The following is an 18085-nucleotide window of genomic DNA, read 5'->3' as shown; positions in this document are numbered from 1 at the left end:
CTCCAGGTCGCGTGTTCCGGGCATTCGTCCGGGGCTCACAGGATGAGGGAGACCGTAATGAGCGACAGCATCACCGTGACCGGAATCGTGGCCACCACGCCCCGTCACCTTGTGACCAGTGCGGGGCTGGCCATCACGTCGTTTCGGCTGGCATCAAGCCAGCGTCGCTTCGACCGTGTGAAACAGACCTGGGTTGACGCCGAGACCAACTGGTACACGGTGTCCTCCTTCCGGCAGCTCGCCCACAACGTGGAGCGCTCGGTGCAGAAGGGTGAGCACGTAGTCGTGGCGGGGCGGTTGCGCATCCGGCCGTGGGAAAATGCCGACCGCAACGGTACCTCGGTCGAGGTCGAGGCAGAGACCGTCGGGCACGACCTGGCCTGGTGCAGCACCGTCTACATGCGCTCGCCGCCGCCCGGCGCAGCGTCGGCGCCACATCCGACCGAGCCCACGGACGGCTTCCTACCTGCCGATACTGACGACGCACCCCCGATTCGCGACGAGGCAGAGTCCGCGGCGCTAGTCGGGGTCGATTCCTGATGGCGGCAACTCGGCACAGTGTCCGGCACAGTCACCGGGACAGTGACCGGAATAGACTCTCGGGGACACGGGGCATCTGGCAGACTCAGAGGTCTGACCGCACCGCGGTCGCGGAAGGACCACGTGCCGGCACCATCAGATCGGGAAACCCGGAGACGTCGAACCGGCATCCGTTCCCCACGCACCGGTAGCGCGTTGCTGCTCGGGCTGGCCGTCACGGTCAGCCTCGCGGCCTGCTCGGCGGCACCGGCCGCGACTTCCTCGAGCACGGCCACGGCGTCGGCGTCGGCGTCGGCTCGTCCGACCGCGAGCGCGGCGCCCATACCCGCGCCGCAGCTACAGCCGGAGAAGGATGCCGCGGCGAACCTGGCCTACTTCGACAGCGTCGCCACGGCGGTCGTCACCGCTGACGAGAATGCCGGCGGGCGGGCATTCGTGGACGCGCTGGGGGCCTCCGGCTTCGACCGGGCCCAAATGGAGGTTACCTTCGACGAGACCAACATCGACCTCCCAGCGGACTCTATCCAGTTCTCCGTTCGGTTCAACGGCGAATGCCTGATCGGGCAGAACGGACCGGCCACGGGCGGGTACCACAGCGCGGTCACGGCGATCCTCGCATCCGGAACGTGTCTGGTCGGGGCCACGCGGCAAATAGACTGGTAAGCACTATGGCTGAATTTATCTACACGATGGTCCGCGCTCGCAAGGCGGTCGGCGACAAACTGATCCTCGACGACGTCACCATGTCGTTCTTCCCCGGCGCCAAAATCGGTATCGTGGGGCCGAACGGCGCCGGAAAATCCACGATCCTGAAGATCATGGCCGGGCTGGACACCCCCAGCAACGGCGAGGCGAAGCTCTCGCCCGGCTACTCGGTCGGCATCCTGATGCAGGAGCCCGAACTCGACGAGACCAAGACGGTCCTCGAGAATGTGCAGGAGGGCGTCGGCCCGATCAAGGCCAAGGTCGACCGGTTCAACGAGATCAGCCTCGCGCTCGGCGAACCCGACGCGGACTTCGACGCACTGCTGGCCGAAATGGGCACGCTGCAGGAGGCCATCGACGCCGCCGACGCCTGGGACCTCGATTCCCAGCTGGAGCAGGCCATGGACGCCCTCCGCACCCCGCCGGGCGATTACTCCGTCGCCGACCTCTCCGGCGGTGAGAAGCGCCGCGTGGCGCTGACCAAGCTGCTGCTGCAGAAGCCCGACCTGCTCCTCCTTGACGAGCCCACCAACCATCTCGACGCCGAAAGCGTGCTCTGGCTCGAGCAGCACCTGGCCCAGTACCCCGGCGCCGTTCTCGCCGTCACCCACGACCGGTACTTCCTCGACCACGTGGCCGAGTGGATCGCCGAAGTCGACCGCGGCCACCTGTACCCCTACGAGGGCAACTACTCGACCTACCTCGAGAAGAAGCAGGAACGGTTGCTCATCGCGGGCAAGAAGGACGCGAAGATGGCCAAGCGCCTCGCGGACGAGCTCGAATGGGTGCGCTCGAATGCGAAGGGCCGCCAGGCAAAGTCGAAGGCGCGTCTCGCCCGCTACGAAGAGATGGCGGCAGCGGCCGAGAGCACCCGCAAGCTTGACTTCGAAGAGATCCAGATTCCCGTCGGCCCGCGCCTCGGTGCCCAGGTCATCGACGCCAAGAAGGTCAAGAAGGGCTTCGGCGACCGGGTCCTCATCGAGGATCTCTCCTTCACCCTCCCGCGCAACGGCATCGTCGGCATCATCGGCCCCAACGGCGTGGGCAAGACCACGCTGTTCAAGACGATTGTCGGACTCGAGCCACTGGACCTGGGTGAACTGAAGATCGGCGAGACGGTCGACATCTCCTACGTCGACCAGAGCCGCGCGGGCATCGACCCGAACAAGTCGCTTTGGGAGGTCGTCTCCGACGGCCAGGACTATATCCAGGTCGGCAAGACCGAGATCCCGTCGCGGGCCTACGTGTCCACATTCGGCTTCAAGGGTCCCGACCAGCAGAAGAAGGCCGGCGTGCTCTCCGGTGGTGAGCGCAACCGCCTCAACCTGGCGCTCACCCTCAAGCAGGGCGGCAACCTGCTGCTGCTCGACGAGCCCACCAACGACCTGGACGTCGAAACCCTCGGCTCGCTCGAGAACGCGCTCCTTGAATTCCCCGGCTGCGCCGTGGTCATCACCCACGACCGGTGGTTCCTTGACCGAATCGCCACGCACATCCTCTCCTATGAGGGCACCGACGAAGACCCGGCGAACTGGTACTGGTTCGAGGGCAACTTCGAGTCGTACGAGCAGAACAAGATCGAACGCCTTGGCCCGGATGCCGCGAAACCGCACCGGTCCGCGTACCGCAAGCTGACCCGCGACTAGGACCCGCGGTGAAGCTGCGCGTGCCGGTGAAGTTGCGCTGGTCGGATCTGGACGCCTACGGCCACGTCAACAACGCCGAGTTGTTGCGTGTGCTCGAGGATGCGCGCATCCAGGCGTTCTGGCCGGATGAAGACGGCGACGGCCCCGGGGCGTTCGCCGGCACCGCCGTGCTGGACGGGCGCCCGGGCGCGGCGACGCTGACCCTGATCGCGCGGATGGAGGCCGAGTATCTGGCTCCGATTCCGTATCTGAGGCAGCCTCTGGACATCCGTCTCTGGCTCGGCAAGCTCGGCGGCGCCAGCCTCGAGGTCTGCTACGAGGTCTGGACTCCGATCGGCCTGGAGCCAGCGGTTCTCTTCGCGCAGGCGAGCACCACAATCGTGTTGGTGGATGCCGCGACCGAGCGGCCGCGCAAGATCAACGAGGTCGAGCGCGCCGCTTGGGCTCCATACGTAGACGAACCCATCCGATTCACCCGGCGCGCGTCCCTGCCGGCTGAGTAGGCCGGCCCGGACGCAGTCCGCCTCAGCCGGCGGTGACGGCGTCGCCGGTGACGGTGACCTTCACCGACGCCAGCGGTTCGGTCGCCGGTCCGGCGAGGGCCTCGCCGGTGGCACGGTCGAACTTCGAGCCGTGGCAGGGGCAGTCGAACTCGTCCTTTACCGCTTTGACCACGCAGCCCTGGTGGGTGCAGATCGCGCTGAACGCCACCACGGTGCCGGCCGTGGGCTGGCTGATCAGGATGGGCTTGCCATCGAGGGAGGCCTCGATCGAACCGCCCACGGGGATGTCGGCGAGCTTGGCTAACTCCACCGGGCCAATGTTGCCGGTGCCGGTGCCGGAGTCTGCGGCGCCGTCGGTGCTGCAGCCGACCAGCGCGACGGCGGTGCCGGCGGTGCCGAGCAGGAGCGCGGTGCGGCGGGAGATGTCGGTGGCGTTCGTCATGGTTCTCCTCGATCGGGCGGGCGTTCAGAGATGCTCAGAGACGCTCAGAGCATGTGAGAGAGGCTACTCTGCGTTCGTGGGCACGCGCAGCATGCCCTCCTGCGCGACCGTGGCGAGAAGCAGGCCCGCCCGGCTGTAGATGCTGCCGGTGGAGAGCCCGCGTCCACCCTGGGCGGTCGGGGAATCCTGTACGTAGAGCATCCACTCGTCGACCCGGCCGAAGCGGTGGAACCACATGGCGTGGTCCAGGCTCGCAACCTTGAGCCCGGGTGTGGCCCAGGCCACGCCGTGGCGACGCATGACAGGCTCCATGATCGAGTAGTCGCTGGCGTATGCCAGCGCGGCGCGGTGCAGGTCAGGGTCGTCGGGCAACGGGCCCATGGTCTTCATCCACACGGCCTGGCGAGAGGTGTGCTCGCCGTCCACCTTGAGGTAGATCGGCGACGGCAGGTGCCGCATGTCGAACGGACGCTCGTTCGCCCAGTAGCGGGCGATGGAGTGGTCGACCTGGGCCAAAGCATCCGCCGCCGTCGGCAAGGACTCCGGGTCGGGCATATCGGTTGGCATCTCGATCTGGTGCTCGAGGCCTTCATCACCGTCCTGGAACGAGGCGATCATCGACAGGATCGGATGCCCGTCCTGATAGGCCTGCGTGCGGCGGGTGGAGAAGGAGCGGCCGTCGTGGATGCGATCGACGGAGAAGGTGATCGGCTGGCCCACGTCGCCGGGGCGCAGGAAATAGCCGTGCATCGAGTGCACATGGCGGTCGTCGGGAACCGTGCGCATCGCGGCGACCAGTGACTGGGCGAGCACCTGCCCGCCGAAAACGCGGCCGAGCGGCATCCACTGCGACGGCCCGGTGAAGATGTCCTCGCTGGTGCGGGCGCCCGTGTCGGTGAGGTCCAGGGCGGTTAGAAGGCCCTCCATCGGCAAGTCCATGTGGCCTCCTCAGGCGCGTGGCGGAGCAGACGCGCGCACCGGTGTGACGCGCGCCGTACCTTGGTAGTTTAGGAGCAGATGAGTAAGTCATTTTCTCTCCCAGAGTCCCTGTCCCTTCGCGACCTCCAGGTCTACCTCTCCCGCGCTAGCCGGGTGGAGGACGGTTCCGTGCGCCTCATTCAGGCCGCGGGGGTGCTCGCTGTCTACACCGCGATCCTCTACCCGCGCGGTCTCCTCGACTCCAGCCCGACCGTGCTGGGCCTGCGCACCTTCGCGCTCACCGCACCGGTCGAGCTCGACGCGGTCGTTCCCGTGCGCTCCCTGCTGGACCGCCTCGCCCGCCTCACCGCGGCCGTGCTGGAGGACGAGGCGACAGTGACCGTAACCGTGCCGCTGGAAGTGACCACCGTGACCTGGGCCGGTATCTCGCCGCCCCAAGGCGGCTGGACCCTGCTCGGTGAAACGGATGCCGCCCTGCTCGACGGTGCGGCGCAGGCCGGCATTGAGGAAGTCGCCGCCGTCATCCCGGCGGGAACCGGCGGGCAGATCGTGCAGCGGGTGCGCTCCGAAGTCTGGAGCCGCCCGATCCCCGGCCTGGAAATCGTGCCGGCCGGCGCCGCCTTCGCGGCCGTCAGCCTCGGTTTCCTGCCGAAAAACGAGCCCGTGCGCCTGTTCGAGACGGGCCTGTGGACCCGGCTGAGCACGAGCCGCGGCCACATCCTCGTGCGTCGCAAGCCCTGGTCGCTGAGCCGCTGACTATTCGCTGGGTGTTCGCACCGTGCCCCGAACGAATTCGACGGAGATTTTGCCCGGATCGGCCTTAAACTGGCCGAGAATCGGCTCAAACATCAAAATCTCCGTCGAATTGGTTCGACACCGGTCGCTGACTCGGCGACACGCGGGCGTCCTGCCACAGCCGGGTGAGCACGTCGGCCGCCGGTTCTGCGCGGGCAGAGCGGAAGCCGGTGCCCGCCCAGAGGGCGAGTCCGTCGGCGTCGCCGCGTCGACCCGCATCCGCCCTGAGGCCACTGGTGAGATGGTTCACCTGAGGATAAGCCCGGGGCGCGGTGGCGTCGTGCTCGATGATGAACGCGTTGCGCAGCCCCCGTGCCGGACGCCCGGAGAACGCGCGCGTGACCACGGTGCGATCAAAGTTCGGGTCGACGAGCGCGTCCTTGTGCGCCTGCTGGGCGCCGGACTCCGCGGTGCGGAGGAACGCCGTGCCCAGTTGCACGGCGTCCGCGCCGGCCGCCAGGAGCGTCGCGATCCCGGCACCGGAGTGGATGCCCCCGGCCGCGATGAGCGGCAGAACCGCCAGGTCCGAAATGGCGCGGACCAGTTCGATCAGGGGAGTGGTCTCCGGTTCTTCGGCCGTCGTGAAGGTCGCCCGGTGTCCGCCTGCTTCCGGGCCCTGCACGCAGAGCACATCGACTCCGCGTTCCTCCGCGAGAACCGCCTCCCGAACCGAGGTGACCGTGGCGATCACGCACGCGTCGACGGCGTGCAAACCGTCCACGGCCTCGGCCGGCGGTAACCCGAAGGTGAACGACACCACGGGGACTCGGTGCCCGATGAGAAGGGACACCTTGGCGGAGAACCAGTCATCGTCCGCGGCCAGTGTCGGGGGCAATTCCACGCCGTGTTCCAGCGCGGTCGCTGTCAGGCTCCGGCGGTAGGCATCGACTCCGGCCTGGTCGGTCAGTGGTGGCCCGGGAACGAATACGTTCACGCCGTACGGCGGCCGCGAGCTCTGGTGCACGTCGGCGATCTGCCGGGCCAGCGCATCCGGGGTCTTGTACCCGGCGGCCAGGAACCCGAGGCCGCCCCCCGCGCTGAGGCTGCGCACCAGGGCTGGGGTGGACGCGCCACCGGCCATGGGTGCCGCGATGATCGGAATGCGAAGGTCCTTCAGACTGAACATTGTCTCTTTCCGGTGTGTGGGTGCTTGCGTCACAGTGTGCGAGCCGCCTCGTGCGTGCGGTGTTTCCGGCCTATCCCGCCGACGCCAGCAGCGCCGCCCAGAGGTCGGCGCGGGCGTGGAAGGCGCCGAGGTCCCGCCCGAGCAACTGCTCGGCGTGGCTGATCCGGCCGCGCACGGTGTGTCGGTGCACGCCGAGCTCCGTCGCGGCCGGGCCGAACTGGCCGTTGCGCTCGAGCCACACCCGCAGGGTGGGGAGCAGCGCCGTGCCGTGGGCGGCATCGTGGTCGGAGAGCGGCCGGAGGGTGGCGCGGCCGACCTCCGAGGCATCCGTTCGGGCCAGGAACGCGAGCACGCCCTGCCGTGAGATCACCTCGAATTCGACGATGCCCGCCGCGCCTTCGTGGGCGCGCTCGAGCGCCTGTCGGGCCTGGGCCGCCGCGTGCGGCAGGGCACGATAGGCGCTCCGGTCGGAGACGCCCACGTGCAGCCCGAGGCCCACCAGCTCGGCGAGCACCGGATCGGCGGCGACATCGAGGATGAGCAGCACCTGGCCACCGTCGCGGGCGAAGAACAGGTGCCCGGGGCGTTCCTCGACCCGCAGTTCGAGCAGCTCGGCCAGAGCGTCCAAGCGTTCGGGCGGCGGGGAGACGACGGCGACCCGTACCGGCTCGGCCGGGAGGGCACCCCAGAGCTCCCGGGAGATGCTCTGCACCAGCGGGAGGTCGCCGCCGAGTAGCGCCTGCAGCAGCCCGGACCGCAGGTGGCCGCGGGCGCGACCCTGGGCGCTGTTCTGCTCGAGCGCGAGCCCGGCGAGGGCGATGACGCTGGTCACCACCTGCTGGCTGGCCTGGTCGAGCAGGGTGCCGCCCCCGAGGGCCAGCACCCCGCGCAGCTGGCCCTGCCTCCCCAGGGTCTGCAGGGTCAAAGTCTCGCCGCCCTCGTCGAGGGTGGTGCCGGCCCGCTGCCCGCGACGGAGCAGCCGGCCGGCCTCCGCCTGCACCTGCGGCAGGGCGGTGGAGGAGGCGGAACCGGAGAACGCGTCGCGGGGGAAGACCCGGTCGAGCGTGCCGCTCGCGTCAAAGAGCGCGACCCAGTGGCCCAGCTGCCGGGACAGCTCGCTAAGAATGTTGCTCAGGCCGTCGGGTCGGAGGGCCGCGTGCGAGATGGCCCGCTGGGCGTCCAGCGCCCAAGTGTTGCGGGCATAGCGCAACTCGGCGACCAGGTCGCCGGCCGCGCGGGCCACCGCGATGAACGGAGTGTCATAGGGCACCTCGATCAGGGGCAGCCCCTCGGCAAGGCAGGCCGCAACGAGGGCCTCCGGCGTGCCGGCGCGCACGACCTCCGTGCCGAAGCCGAGACAGGCGATGCCGCGGGCCGTGAGCCGGCGCACGTAGTCGCGGTAGTAGGCATCCGTCATCGGGTCGGCGAACTGGGTGCCGGTGGTGAGGAGCACCTGGCTGGCGGAGAGAAACGGCGTCGGGTCGGCCAGGTCGGAGCCGTGCACCCACTCCACGGGCTGGTCGAGCGCGTGTGCCGGCAGCTGCGGCTCGGCCGTGAGCAGGCGCAGCTGGAGGCCGGGCTGGGCCAGCAGGCGGCGCACGGTGGGCAGGAGCGGCGGGGCCAGGTTCGGAGCCATGCGACGAGTGTACAACGTGGCGAAAGTTCACCCGCGCGTTGTACACGGTGCCGGATGTTGCGGGTGGCCGCCCTGCGTAGCCTTCTGGAATCGGTATCGTCGCCGGCCCCGCGCCGATGCAACAGCCAGCGAACTGGAGCAGCAATGACCCTCGTAGACGCCCTTTCTGTGATCCCGGTCGGCGGACCGTCCCTTCCCCAGGAACGCCGCCTCATCACCGCTATCCCCGGCCCGAAGTCCCAGGAGCTCGGACGTCGCAAGATCGAGGCCGTCTCCGCCGGGGTGGGAGTGACCCTGCCTGCCTATATCGTCGCGGCCGGCGGCGGTGTGCTTGTCGACGTCGACGGCAACTTCCTGATCGACCTCGGCAGCGGCATCGCCGTGACCGGCATCGGAAACAGCGCCCCCGAGGTCGTGGCCGCCGTGGCCGCCCAGCTGGCCCAGTTCACGCACACGTGCTTCACCGTGACGCCCTACGACTCGTACATCGAGGTAGCCGAGATGCTCAACCGGCTCACCCCGGGCGACCACGCCAAGCGCAGCGCCCTGTTCAACTCCGGCGCCGAGGCCGTGGAGAACGCCGTCAAGATCGCCCGGCACTACACCGGCAAGCAGGCCGTCGTCGCCTTCGACCACGCTTACCACGGCCGCACCACCCTGACCATGGGCCTCACCGCGAAGAACCAGCCGTACAAGAACGGCTTCGGCCCCTTCGCCGCGGAGATCTACCGGGCACCCATGTCGTACCCCTACCGCGACGCCGGACTCGACGGGGTAGGGGCCGCCCGGCGCGCCATTTCCCAGATCGAGAAGCAGGTCGGCGCCGACAACCTGGCCGCCCTGATCATCGAGCCGATCCAGGGTGAGGGCGGCTTCATCGTGCCCGCACCCGGCTTCCTTCCCACCCTGGTGGACTGGTGCCGCGCGAACGAGGTCGTCTTCATTGCCGACGAGGTGCAGACCGGATTCGCCCGCACCGGCGACCTCTTCGCCAGCAACCACGAGGGCATCGTGCCCGACCTGATGGTGATGGCCAAGGGCATCGCCGGCGGCCTGCCGCTCTCCGCCGTCACCGGCCGCGCCGAGATCATGGACGCACCGCAGGTCGGTGGCATCGGCGGCACCTACGGCGGCAACCCGCTCGCCTGCGCCGCGGCCCTGGCCACCATGCGCAGCTATGAGACCGAGAACCTGGCCCAGCGCGCCCGTGAAATCGGCGCCATCCTGACCGAGCGGCTGAACGCCATCCGTGCCGTCGACAAGCGTGTGGGCGATGTGCGCGGCCGCGGCGCCATGATCGCCATCGAACTGGTCGACCCGGTCACCGGAGACCCGGATGCCGCCCTCACCGGCCGCGTCGTGGCTGCCGCCCACGCCATGGGCGTCGTGCTGCTCACCTGCGGCACCTACGGCAACGTGATCCGCTTCCTGCCGCCTCTGAGCATCTCCGACGACCTCCTCGTCGAGGGCCTGCAGGTGCTGGCGAGCGTGCTCGCCGCCGCATGAGCCCTGGCTCCGCGGTCTCCTGCCCGAACCCGACGGGGGCACAGGGCGATCAGTCATACTGGGGGAACGCCGCGGGGAGGGTGGCGGAAACGCCCTTTCTGCACGGCCTCCACCCCTGATCAAAACTTCATTCGCATTTCCCGTATCGCATCGGAAAGAGTCTCATCGTGTCCACTCGTGAAACCGAACTGCTCGCCCGCGTCCCGGACGGCCTCTACATCAACGGCACCTGGCAGCAGGGTGGCGGTAAGGCCATCGAGGTCACCGACCCGGCGACCGGTGCTGTGCTCAAACGGATCGCGAACGCGGATGCCGCCGACGGCATCCGTGCCCTCGATGCGGCCGTCGAGGCGGCCGAGTCGTGGGCGGCTACCGCGCCGCGTACGCGGGCCGAGATCCTGCGCCGGGCCTTCGACCTGCTGCAGGAGCGCCGCGATGACTTTGCGCTACTGATGACCATGGAGATGGGCAAACCTCTCGCCGAGGCCAATGGAGAGGTCACCTACGGCGGCGAGTTCCTGCGCTGGTTCAGCGAGGAGGCCGTGCGCATCAGCGGTCGCTTCGGGCTGAACCCGGAGGGAACCGGCACGATGGTTGTCTCTCAGTATCCGGTCGGACCGTGCCTGCTGATCACTCCGTGGAACTTCCCGCTGGCCATGGCCACCCGCAAGATCGCCCCCGCGCTCGCCGCCGGCTGCACGGTCGTCGTGAAGCCCGCCGAGCTGACCCCGCTGACCACCCTCTTCTTCGTGCAGCTGCTCGAAGACGCCGGGGTACCGGCCGGCGTCGTCAACGTGATCACCACGTCGACCTCTTCCGCCGTTGCCGGGCCGATCATCGCCGACCCCAGGTTGCGGAAACTCAGCTTCACCGGGTCGACCCCCGTGGGCCGCAAGCTCATTCAGCAGGCGGCCCAGGGTGTGCTGCGCACCTCGATGGAGCTCGGCGGCAACGCCCCGTTCGTCGTCTTCGAAGACGCCGACCTGGACAAGGCCGTCGAGGGCGCGATGCTCGCCAAGTTCCGCAACATCGGGCAGGCCTGCACCGCGGCCAACCGTTTCATCGTGCACGAGTCCGTCGCCGCCGAGTTCGCCCGCCGCCTGACCGAGCGTGTCGGCGCGCTGAAGATCGGCCGGGGCACCGAAGCCGGCGTCACCATCGGCCCGCTCGTCAGCGAGGCTGCCGTCGCCGGCACCGACGCCCTCGTGCAGGACGCGCTGGCCCACGGTGCCACCCTGCTCGCCGGCGGCAAGCGCCCCGAAGGCGCCGGCTCCTTCTACGAGCCCACCGTGCTGACGGACGTGGCCCCGGCCAGCGCCCTCCTGACCGAGGAGATCTTCGGCCCGGTCGTCGGCATCGTCACCTTCGCCGACGAGGCCGAGGGCGTGCGCCTGGCCAACTCCACCGAGTACGGCTTGATCAGCTACGTGTACACCCAGGACCTCGCCCGCGGGCAGCGGATGATCGCCAAGCTTGAAACCGGAATGATGGGTCTGAACACGGGCCTGGTCTCCAACGCGGCGGCACCGTTCGGCGGTGTCAAGCAATCCGGTCTGGGCCGCGAAGGCGGGCTCGAGGGCATCCAGGAGTACCTGTCCACCAAGTACACCCTCATCCCGGTCTCCTGACCGGCGACGTACCTGTTTTTCACCTGCTTCCCCACCACCAGAACGCAATGGAGCAATCCTTGAGCATCATCGAACGTGACATCGTCATTATCGGCGCCGGGGCATCCGGCCTGACCGCCGCGACCGAGCTGCGGAAGGCCGGCCTCACCGTGGCCGTGCTCGAAGCGCGAGACCGCGTCGGCGGCCGCCTCCACACCGACGACATCAACGGTGCCATGCTCGAGATCGGCGGCCAGTGGGTTTCGCCCGATCAGGACGCACTCAAGGAGACCATCGCCGAGCTGGGCCTCGAGACCTTCGCGCGGTACCGCGAGGGCGAAAGCGTCTACATCAACGCCGCGGGGGAGCGAACCCGGTTCGAGGGCGAGATCTTCCCGGTCTCGGCCGACACCGAGCGCGAGATGGTGGCCCTGATCGCCACTCTCGACGAGCTCGTGGACCAGATGGACCCCGACCGTCCCTGGGCACACCCGCGTGCGGTGGAGCTCGACCAGATCTCCTTCCGGCGCTGGCTGGAGCAGGAGACCGACGACCAGGAGGCCCGCGACAACATTAGCCTCTTCATCGCCGGGGCCATGCTGACCAAGCCGGCGCACGCTTTTTCCACGCTGCAGGCCCTCCTGATGGCGGCCAGCGCCGGCAGTTTCAGCAACCTCGTCGACGCCGACTTCATCCTCGACGAACGGGTCGTGGGCGGGCTGCAGCGGGTGCCGATCCTGCTGGCCGAGAACCTCGGTGACGACGTCTTCCTCGGGCAGGCCGCCCGCACCGTGCGCTGGGGCGACGCCGGCGTGAGTGTGCTCACCGACGACCTCGAGGTGCGTGCGCGTCGCGTGATCGTTGCCGTTCCTCCCGTGCTCTACACCCGGATCTCCTTCGATCCGCCGCTGCCACGCCGCCAGCAGATGATGCACCAGCACCTCTCGATGGGCTTCGTGATCAAGGTGCACGCGGTCTACGAGACCCCGTTCTGGCGGGAGGACGGCCTCTCCGGCACGGCCTTCAGCCCCTACGAGCTCTCCCACGAGGCCTACGACAACACCAATTTCAACGACCCGCGCGGCACTCTGGTCGGCTTCGTCTCCGACGAGGCCGCCGATGGCGTGTTCACCGTCTCGGCGGAGGAGCGCAAGCAGCGCATCCTCACCTCGCTCTCGCACTACTTCGGCCAGAAGGCACTGACGCCCGTCGTCTACTACGAGAGCGACTGGGGCACGGAAGAGTGGACCCGCGGCGCCTACGCGGCGAGCTTCGACCTGGGCGGGCTGGCTCGCTTCGGCGCGGACCTGCGCACACCGGTTGGCCCGATCCTGTTCTCCTGCAGCGACCTCGCCGGAAAGGGCTACCAACACGTCGACGGCGCAATTCGGATGGGACGCGCAACGGCCGCGGAGATCGTCGCCGAGCTCGACTTGTAAAGCAGGCGCGGCGGCATCCGTCGGCCGGCCTGGTTCGGTCGGCCTGTGTCTCGCGGCGCAGATTGCAGAAGCGGGCGCACGGTAGAACGTGCGCCTGCGTCCCAAGGGTGCGCCGAGAGCGGGTGCGCTGCTACTCGTCGAAGGTATTGAGCATTGCGAAGGCCGCGCGCTCGAGGTAGTCCCAGAGCTGGTCGCGCTGCAGCGGTGCAAGAGCGGCCTTGTCGACGGCGGCGCGCATGTGGTTCAGCCAGCGGTCGCGGGAATCCGGGTTCACCTTGAAGGGCTGGTGCCGTTGGCGCAGCCGCGGGTGGCCGCGCTGCTCGCTGTAGGTGGTCGGGCCACCCCAGAACTGCTCGAGGAACATGGTCAGACGCTCGGCGGCCGGGCCCAGGTCGTCTTCGGGGTACATCGGCTTCAGTACCGGGTCGGTAGCGACGCCGCGATAGAACTCGTTCACCAGATTCTCGAAGAACGGCCTACCGCCGACCTGCTCGTAGAACGTGGCGCCGATCGCGGTGCCGTTCTCGCCCTCGCGCAGGTGGACCGCACCGGGCGTGGCAGGAGTGGGGGCGCCGGCATCATTCGTCATCGTGAGTCTCCGGATCTGGTGCCGTGTGCGTGGGTGCCTCGGTCTTGGGTGTCGGGGCCTTGGGTGCCGCGGTTTTGGGTGTCGGGGCCGTGGGCACAGCCGGGTCTGTACCGGAAACATCCGCTGACGCTGCGCGTGGGTGGGCCTCCTGGGGCAGCGCGGTCGCGGCGTTCTTGGGTCGGCGGGGTGCGCGGGGAGCCTTTTTCTTCCGCACCGGGATCGGGGCGGTGAACGGGCCGGTGGTGAGGTCCGGCATGGCCGCGGCTGCTTCCGCGGCCGCGTCGGGCGTTCCCTCGGAGCCGGGGTCGGAGCCGGCGGCGACCGCGCCATCCGTGCCGGCCATGACCACGCTGTTGAGCGGAGTCAGACCGATGCCGAGCCCGTCCAGCGCCTTCTTCAGGTGCAGGCGCAGGTCGCGGGCGAAGTCCCACTTCGCCGCCACCCGGGTCTTGACGACGAGGCGCACGACGAGGGCCTCGGCGGAGATCGACTCGAGTCCCCAGATCTCCGGCTTCTCCAATATCACCGACCGCCACTTGCGGCTGGAGGCGAGCGCCTTCGCGACGCGCAGCAACTCGTTCTGCACCGCCTCGACATCGGACGAGTAGGGGATGGCGAGGTCGATGATCACGCGCGCCCAGCCCTGGGACATGTTGCCGACGCGCAGGATCTCACCGTTGCGCACGAACCACAGTGTGCCGTCGATGTCACGCACCTGGGTGACACGGATGCCGACGGTCTCCACGACCCCGGAAGCGAAGCCCACGTCGACGATGTCGCCCACGCCGATCTGGTCCTCCACGACCATGAACAGCCCGTTCAGGATGTCCTTGACGATGTTCTGCGCGCCGAAACCGAGACCGGCGCCGAGCGCGGCCGTCAGCAGGGCGAAAGAGCCCAGGATTTCATTGTTGATGATGTTGACGATCAGCAGGATAGTCACGATCAACAGGGTCACGTTGATGATATTCGAGAGCACCGAACCGAGGGTGCGGGTGCGCTGCACGACGCGCACGGCGGCTAGCGGCGAAACGCTCAGCGCCTGCGTGTCCTCCACGTTCTGTGTCTTCTTGACCCCCGTGACGATCTGTTGCACGACGCGGTCGATCACGAAGCGCAACACCCACCGGATGACCAGCGCGGCCACAATGATGACGACGATATTGATGACCCTGAGCCACAGGTCGATTTTGAAAAATTGAATCAGTTCAAGCCAGATTGCGTCAAAGTCCATAACGATCCGAGTCTACAGAGCCGCGTCCTGTCCAAGTCCTGAGTCCGCGGCTCCGCACCCAGCCGCACCCTGTTGACCCCTGCCACCCGCCCGAACGAATTCGACGGAGATTTCTACCCAGGTGACGAGCTGAACCGGTTTTGTGCGGCTCGGGGAGCAGAATCTTTGTCGAATTTATTAGGGGCGAGGGCGAGGGCGAGGGCGAGGGTGGGAGCGAGAGCGAGAGCGGGGGTGGGGACGGGGGCGAGGGCGAGGGCGGATGCGGCGTGGGGCACGAACGGCGCGGGCGGGCGGATGCCTCGGCGCGGCTACTCCGCGTCGCGCGCCTGGGCGGCGAGGGCGCGTTCGACCCCGGCCAGGTTCTCGATCACCAGGCGACGCAGTGCGAGCGGCTCCGGGTTGGCGTCGAGCCACTTTCGCGTCGCGGTGACGAGCGCCCGGTCAGCCAACGGCGCCGGGTATAGGCCGAGCACCAGCTTTTCCGCGATGGAGAAGCTGCGGGCGGCCCAAACCGGCTGCAACATGGCGAAGTACTGCTCGACGAACGGCTCCAGCAACGTGGTGTCGTTGGCCCGCAGGAAACCGGCTGCCGTGACCCGCACGATGGTGTTCGGCGCGGTGTCCACGTCGATCAGAGACGACCAGGCGGACTGCTTGCCCTCCAGGGTGGGGATGGCGGCGCGGGCCTGCGCGGCCGACTGGGCGCCGGTCGCGGTGTTGTCCGCGGCCAGTGCTGCGTCGATCTCGACCGCGTCGGCCTTGCCGCCGGCTACGAGGGCGATGAGCAGCTCCCAGGAGAGGTCGGTGTCGATCTCGAGGCCGTCGAGCGGCGCCGTGCCACCACGCAGCGCGGCAACGGATGCCAGCTGGCTGTCGGTGGTCGCGATGGCGGCGAAGAACTTCACGAACTGGAACTGCTCGTCGCTGCCGGCGTCGGCGTGGCGGGCGAGGGACCAGAGCGCATCACCGACCTCCTTGACTGTACTCGTACGGAATTCCTCGGCGACGTAGTACGAGGCGGCGAGCACAACCTGGCCGAGCACGGTGCGCAGCGTGGTGGACTCGGATTCCGTCGCGACGTTGCCGAGCACAAGCGTGATGAAGTCGCGCGCCGAGGTCTCGGCGTCGCGGGTGGCGTCCCAGACCGCGCCCCAGATGATGGCGCGGGCGAGGGGGCTCTCGATCGCGGAGAGGTTCTCGAGGGCCACCTCCTGCGATTCCGGGTCGAGGCGGATCTTGGCGTAGGCCAGGTCATCGTCATTGAGCAGAACGAGGTCGGGTTGTTGGCGGCCGAGCAGTGACGGGACATCCGTCTGCTCGCCGTCGACGTCGATCTCGATCCGGTGAGTGCGCACCAGGGCGCCGTCCACCCGGTCGTAAAAGCCGATGGCGAGGCGGTGCGGGCGGATGGTGGGGTAGTCGGCCGCGGCGGTCTGCAGCACCGTGAAGCCGGTGATGGCGCCGGACTTGTCCACGACGATCTCGGGACGCAGCGTGTTCACGCCCGCGGTCTCGAGCCACAGCTTCGTCCACTCGGTGAGATCGCGGCCGCTGGAGGCTTCGAGCAGGGCCATCAGGTCGGTCAGCTCGGTGTTGCCCCACTGGTGCTTCTGGAAGTACGCGGCGACGCCGGCGAAGAATTCATCGCGGCCGACCCAGGCCACGAGCTGCTTGAGCACGGAGCCGCCCTTGGCGTAGGTGATGCCATCGAAGTTGACCTGCACGTCTTCGAGGTCGTTGATCGTGGCGGTGATCGGGTGGGTGGAGGGCAGCTGGTCCTGCTTGTAGGCCCAGCTCTTCTCCATCACGGCGAAGGTGGTCCACGCTTCGGTCCACTCGGTGGCCTCGGCGGTTGCCATGGTCGACGCCCACTCGGCGAACGACTCGTTCAGCCACAGGTCGTTCCACCACTTCATGGTGACGAGGTCGCCGAACCACATGTGCGCCAGTTCGTGCAGCACGGTGACGACGCGGCGTTCCTTGATGGCGTCGGTGACCTTGGACCGGAACACGTACGTCTCCGTGAAGGTGACCGCGCCGGCGTTCTCCATGGCGCCCGCGTTGAATTCCGGCACGAACATCTGGTCGTACTTGTCGAACGGGTACGGGTAGTTGAACTTGCCCTCGAAGTATGCGAAGCCCTGGCGGGTCTTCTCGAACAGGTAATCCGCGTCGAGGAACTCGAACAGGCTTTTACGGCAGAAGAGCCCGAGCGGGATGACGCGGGCGTCGTTGGAGGTCAGCTCGCTGCGCACGACTGCGTAAGGGCCGGCGACGAGGGCAGTGATGTAGCTGGAGATGGTGTGGGTGGGGGCGAACGCCCAGGTCTTGTGGCCGCTGCCGGCATCCGTCGGCTCGGGCGTGACGGAGTTGGAGATGACTTCCCAGGCGCCGGGGGCGGTGACGGTGAAGGCGAACGTGGCCTTGAGGTCGGGCTGCTCGAACACGGCGAAGACGCGGCGGGAGTCGGGCACCTCGAACTGGCTGTACAGGTAGACCTCGTTGTCGACCGGGTCGACGAAGCGGTGCAGGCCCTCGCCGGTGTTCGTGTACTCGGCGTCGGCGACGACGGTGAGCGTATTCTCGGCGGCTAGGCCGTCGAGCTGAATCCGGATGCCGTCACTGACGAGTGAGGGGTCGAGCGCGGCGCCGTTCAGCGTCACCGAGTGCACGGTGCGGGTGATCGCGTCGATGAAGGTGGACGCGCCGGGCGTCGCGGTGAAGTGCACCGTGGTCTCGCTGCCGAACGTTTCCGGTCCGGTCGTGAGGTCGAGGGTGACCTCGTAGCTCTGAACGGTGATGAGCGCGGCGCGCTCCTGGGCTTCGATCCTGGTGAGGTTCTCTCCGGGCAACGGTTTCTCCATCTCGGTTTCGCGGTCTGCACGCGCGCCGACGCTTGTGGCGCCGCGCACCGACAATCAGCCTAGCCAAGGAATATGGTGTCTGCACGAGGGTAAGCACCGACCCGTGGGCCGCGACGGACGACCGGTACCGTGAGTTTGCTGACGTGGGAGCGCGCGGCATGAGCGCCTGCTAAGAGGCGTGGGCGCACAAAGTGTCGGATGACCCGGCGACCTCCGCTCCGATCGCCGGTTCTCGGCTCTGAAACGGCTTCGTGCTCGCGCCCGATGCCGAACTCCTCGCAGTCCCCCGGCCGCACAGGCGGGCGCTGCACTGGCGGTGAGCAGGGACCGTCGCCCCGGCAGGTGAGCGGAGGCGTCGCCCGGTCGTGCGCGTGCGCTCACCCGTCATCCGGTGTCTGGTGTCCCGCGTCCGGTGTCGGGCGTGGAGTCAATTCGACGGAGATTCTGCGGAAAAGGGCGGATTAAGGCCTCCGTGGAGCCGTTTCGCGCAAAATCTCCGTCGAATTCGTTCGGG

General features: G+C 68.3%; 15 protein-coding genes. 8 read left to right on the top strand and 7 right to left on the bottom strand.

What is annotated here, in order from left to right; all coding sequences use genetic code 11:
• Window positions 1-57 precede the first annotated feature (57 nt).
• From E3N94_RS06515 to E3N94_RS06500, 4 genes are all read left to right on the top strand, one after another.
• The gene (locus E3N94_RS06515; RefSeq protein WP_134569972.1) at window positions 58-540 is read left to right on the top strand and encodes a single-stranded DNA-binding protein; all 483 of its coding nucleotides are present in this window, start codon (window positions 58-60) and stop codon (window positions 538-540) included.
• Between the two features lie 123 nt (window positions 541-663).
• Complete coding sequence (locus tag E3N94_RS06510; protein WP_241977405.1) at window positions 664-1203, top strand: hypothetical protein; 540 nt, start codon at window positions 664-666, stop codon at window positions 1201-1203.
• 5 nt (window positions 1204-1208) lie between these two features.
• Window positions 1209-2891, top strand: coding sequence for an energy-dependent translational throttle protein EttA (ettA, locus tag E3N94_RS06505; protein ID WP_104103296.1), 1683 nt, complete (start codon window positions 1209-1211; stop codon window positions 2889-2891).
• A gap of 8 nt (window positions 2892-2899) precedes the next feature.
• Window positions 2900-3394 carry a thioesterase family protein gene (locus E3N94_RS06500; RefSeq protein WP_104103299.1) on the top strand — a complete coding sequence of 165 codons (495 nt, stop codon included), beginning with the start codon at window positions 2900-2902 and terminating at the stop codon, window positions 3392-3394.
• Window positions 3395-3416: 22 nt separating this feature from the next.
• Here the strand turns inward: E3N94_RS06500 and E3N94_RS06495 are convergent, their stop codons facing one another.
• Together E3N94_RS06495 and E3N94_RS06490 are read right to left on the bottom strand one after the other, a co-directional pair.
• A complete protein-coding gene (locus E3N94_RS06495) occupies window positions 3417-3836 on the bottom strand; it encodes a Rieske (2Fe-2S) protein (protein ID WP_134343114.1) in 420 nt (139 codons plus the stop codon).
• A gap of 63 nt (window positions 3837-3899) precedes the next feature.
• Window positions 3900-4775 carry an acyl-CoA thioesterase II gene (locus tag E3N94_RS06490; protein ID WP_233191540.1) on the bottom strand — a complete coding sequence of 292 codons (876 nt, stop codon included), beginning with the start codon at window positions 4773-4775 and terminating at the stop codon, window positions 3900-3902.
• A 78-nt stretch (window positions 4776-4853) separates the two neighbouring features.
• Between E3N94_RS06490 and E3N94_RS06485 the strand changes: the two genes are divergently transcribed.
• Complete coding sequence (locus tag E3N94_RS06485; RefSeq protein ID WP_104103304.1) at window positions 4854-5531, top strand: hypothetical protein; 678 nt, start codon at window positions 4854-4856, stop codon at window positions 5529-5531.
• Between the two features lie 85 nt (window positions 5532-5616).
• On the opposite strand, the gene E3N94_RS06480 is transcribed toward E3N94_RS06485, so the two are convergent.
• Together E3N94_RS06480 and E3N94_RS06475 are read right to left on the bottom strand one after the other, a co-directional pair.
• Entirely contained in the window at window positions 5617-6696 is a 1080-nt protein-coding gene (locus E3N94_RS06480; RefSeq protein WP_104103306.1) for a nitronate monooxygenase, read from the bottom strand.
• Between the two features lie 70 nt (window positions 6697-6766).
• Window positions 6767-8332, bottom strand: a complete 1566-nt coding sequence (locus E3N94_RS06475) for a PucR family transcriptional regulator (protein ID WP_104103309.1) — start codon at window positions 8330-8332, stop codon at window positions 6767-6769.
• Window positions 8333-8476: 144 nt separating this feature from the next.
• On the opposite strand from E3N94_RS06475, the gene gabT reads away from it, so the two are divergent.
• The 3 genes from gabT to E3N94_RS06460 all read left to right on the top strand — a co-directional run bounded on the left by gabT (window position 8477) and on the right by E3N94_RS06460 (window position 12884).
• Window positions 8477-9838: a 4-aminobutyrate--2-oxoglutarate transaminase gene (gabT, locus tag E3N94_RS06470; protein ID WP_134569971.1), complete on the top strand. Its 1362-nt coding sequence runs from the start codon at window positions 8477-8479 to the stop codon at window positions 9836-9838.
• A 164-nt stretch (window positions 9839-10002) separates the two neighbouring features.
• Window positions 10003-11466 carry an NAD-dependent succinate-semialdehyde dehydrogenase gene (locus E3N94_RS06465; protein ID WP_104103314.1) on the top strand — a complete coding sequence of 488 codons (1464 nt, stop codon included), beginning with the start codon at window positions 10003-10005 and terminating at the stop codon, window positions 11464-11466.
• Window positions 11467-11525: 59 nt separating this feature from the next.
• A complete protein-coding gene (locus E3N94_RS06460) occupies window positions 11526-12884 on the top strand; it encodes an NAD(P)/FAD-dependent oxidoreductase (protein WP_241980805.1) in 1359 nt (452 codons plus the stop codon).
• 130 nt (window positions 12885-13014) lie between these two features.
• Here E3N94_RS06460 and E3N94_RS06455 read toward each other — a convergent pair whose 3' ends face one another.
• The 3 genes from E3N94_RS06455 to pepN all read right to left on the bottom strand — a co-directional run bounded on the left by E3N94_RS06455 (window position 13015) and on the right by pepN (window position 17559).
• Window positions 13015-13473, bottom strand: a complete 459-nt coding sequence (locus tag E3N94_RS06455) for a globin (protein ID WP_104103319.1) — start codon at window positions 13471-13473, stop codon at window positions 13015-13017.
• Entirely contained in the window at window positions 13463-14707 is a 1245-nt protein-coding gene (locus tag E3N94_RS06450; protein WP_134343117.1) for a mechanosensitive ion channel family protein, read from the bottom strand. Before E3N94_RS06450 ends, E3N94_RS06455 begins: the two co-directional genes overlap by 11 nt.
• A 308-nt stretch (window positions 14708-15015) precedes the next feature.
• Window positions 15016-17559: an aminopeptidase N gene (gene pepN, locus E3N94_RS06440; RefSeq protein WP_134374284.1), complete on the bottom strand. Its 2544-nt coding sequence runs from the start codon at window positions 17557-17559 to the stop codon at window positions 15016-15018.
• Window positions 17560-18085 lie beyond the last annotated feature (526 nt).

It is taken from the genome of Cryobacterium sp. Sr3 (genome assembly GCF_004402835.1).
Lineage (GTDB): Bacteria > Actinomycetota > Actinomycetes > Actinomycetales > Microbacteriaceae > Cryobacterium > Cryobacterium sandaracinum.
This window is presented reverse-complemented; position numbering and strand designations above follow the sequence as displayed.

Bases quoted from the DNA above. Each gene is read 5' to 3' on its own strand.
- E3N94_RS06515 (WP_134569972.1), top strand. From the start codon at position 58: ATGAGCGACAGCATCACCGTGACCGGAATCGTGGCCACCACGCCCCGT.
- ettA (WP_104103296.1), top strand. From the start codon at position 1,209: ATGGCTGAATTTATCTACACGATGGTCCGCGCTCGCAAGGCGGTCGGC.
- E3N94_RS06495 (WP_134343114.1), bottom strand. From the start codon at position 3,836: ATGACGAACGCCACCGACATCTCCCGCCGCACCGCGCTCCTGCTCGGC.
- E3N94_RS06490 (WP_233191540.1), bottom strand. From the start codon at position 4,775: ATGGACTTGCCGATGGAGGGCCTTCTAACCGCCCTGGACCTCACCGAC.
- E3N94_RS06485 (WP_104103304.1), top strand. From the start codon at position 4,854: ATGAGTAAGTCATTTTCTCTCCCAGAGTCCCTGTCCCTTCGCGACCTC.
- E3N94_RS06480 (WP_104103306.1), bottom strand. From the start codon at position 6,696: ATGTTCAGTCTGAAGGACCTTCGCATTCCGATCATCGCGGCACCCATG.
- E3N94_RS06475 (WP_104103309.1), bottom strand. From the start codon at position 8,332: ATGGCTCCGAACCTGGCCCCGCCGCTCCTGCCCACCGTGCGCCGCCTG.
- gabT (WP_134569971.1), top strand. From the start codon at position 8,477: ATGACCCTCGTAGACGCCCTTTCTGTGATCCCGGTCGGCGGACCGTCC.
- E3N94_RS06455 (WP_104103319.1), bottom strand. From the start codon at position 13,473: ATGACGAATGATGCCGGCGCCCCCACTCCTGCCACGCCCGGTGCGGTC.
- E3N94_RS06450 (WP_134343117.1), bottom strand. From the start codon at position 14,707: ATGGACTTTGACGCAATCTGGCTTGAACTGATTCAATTTTTCAAAATC.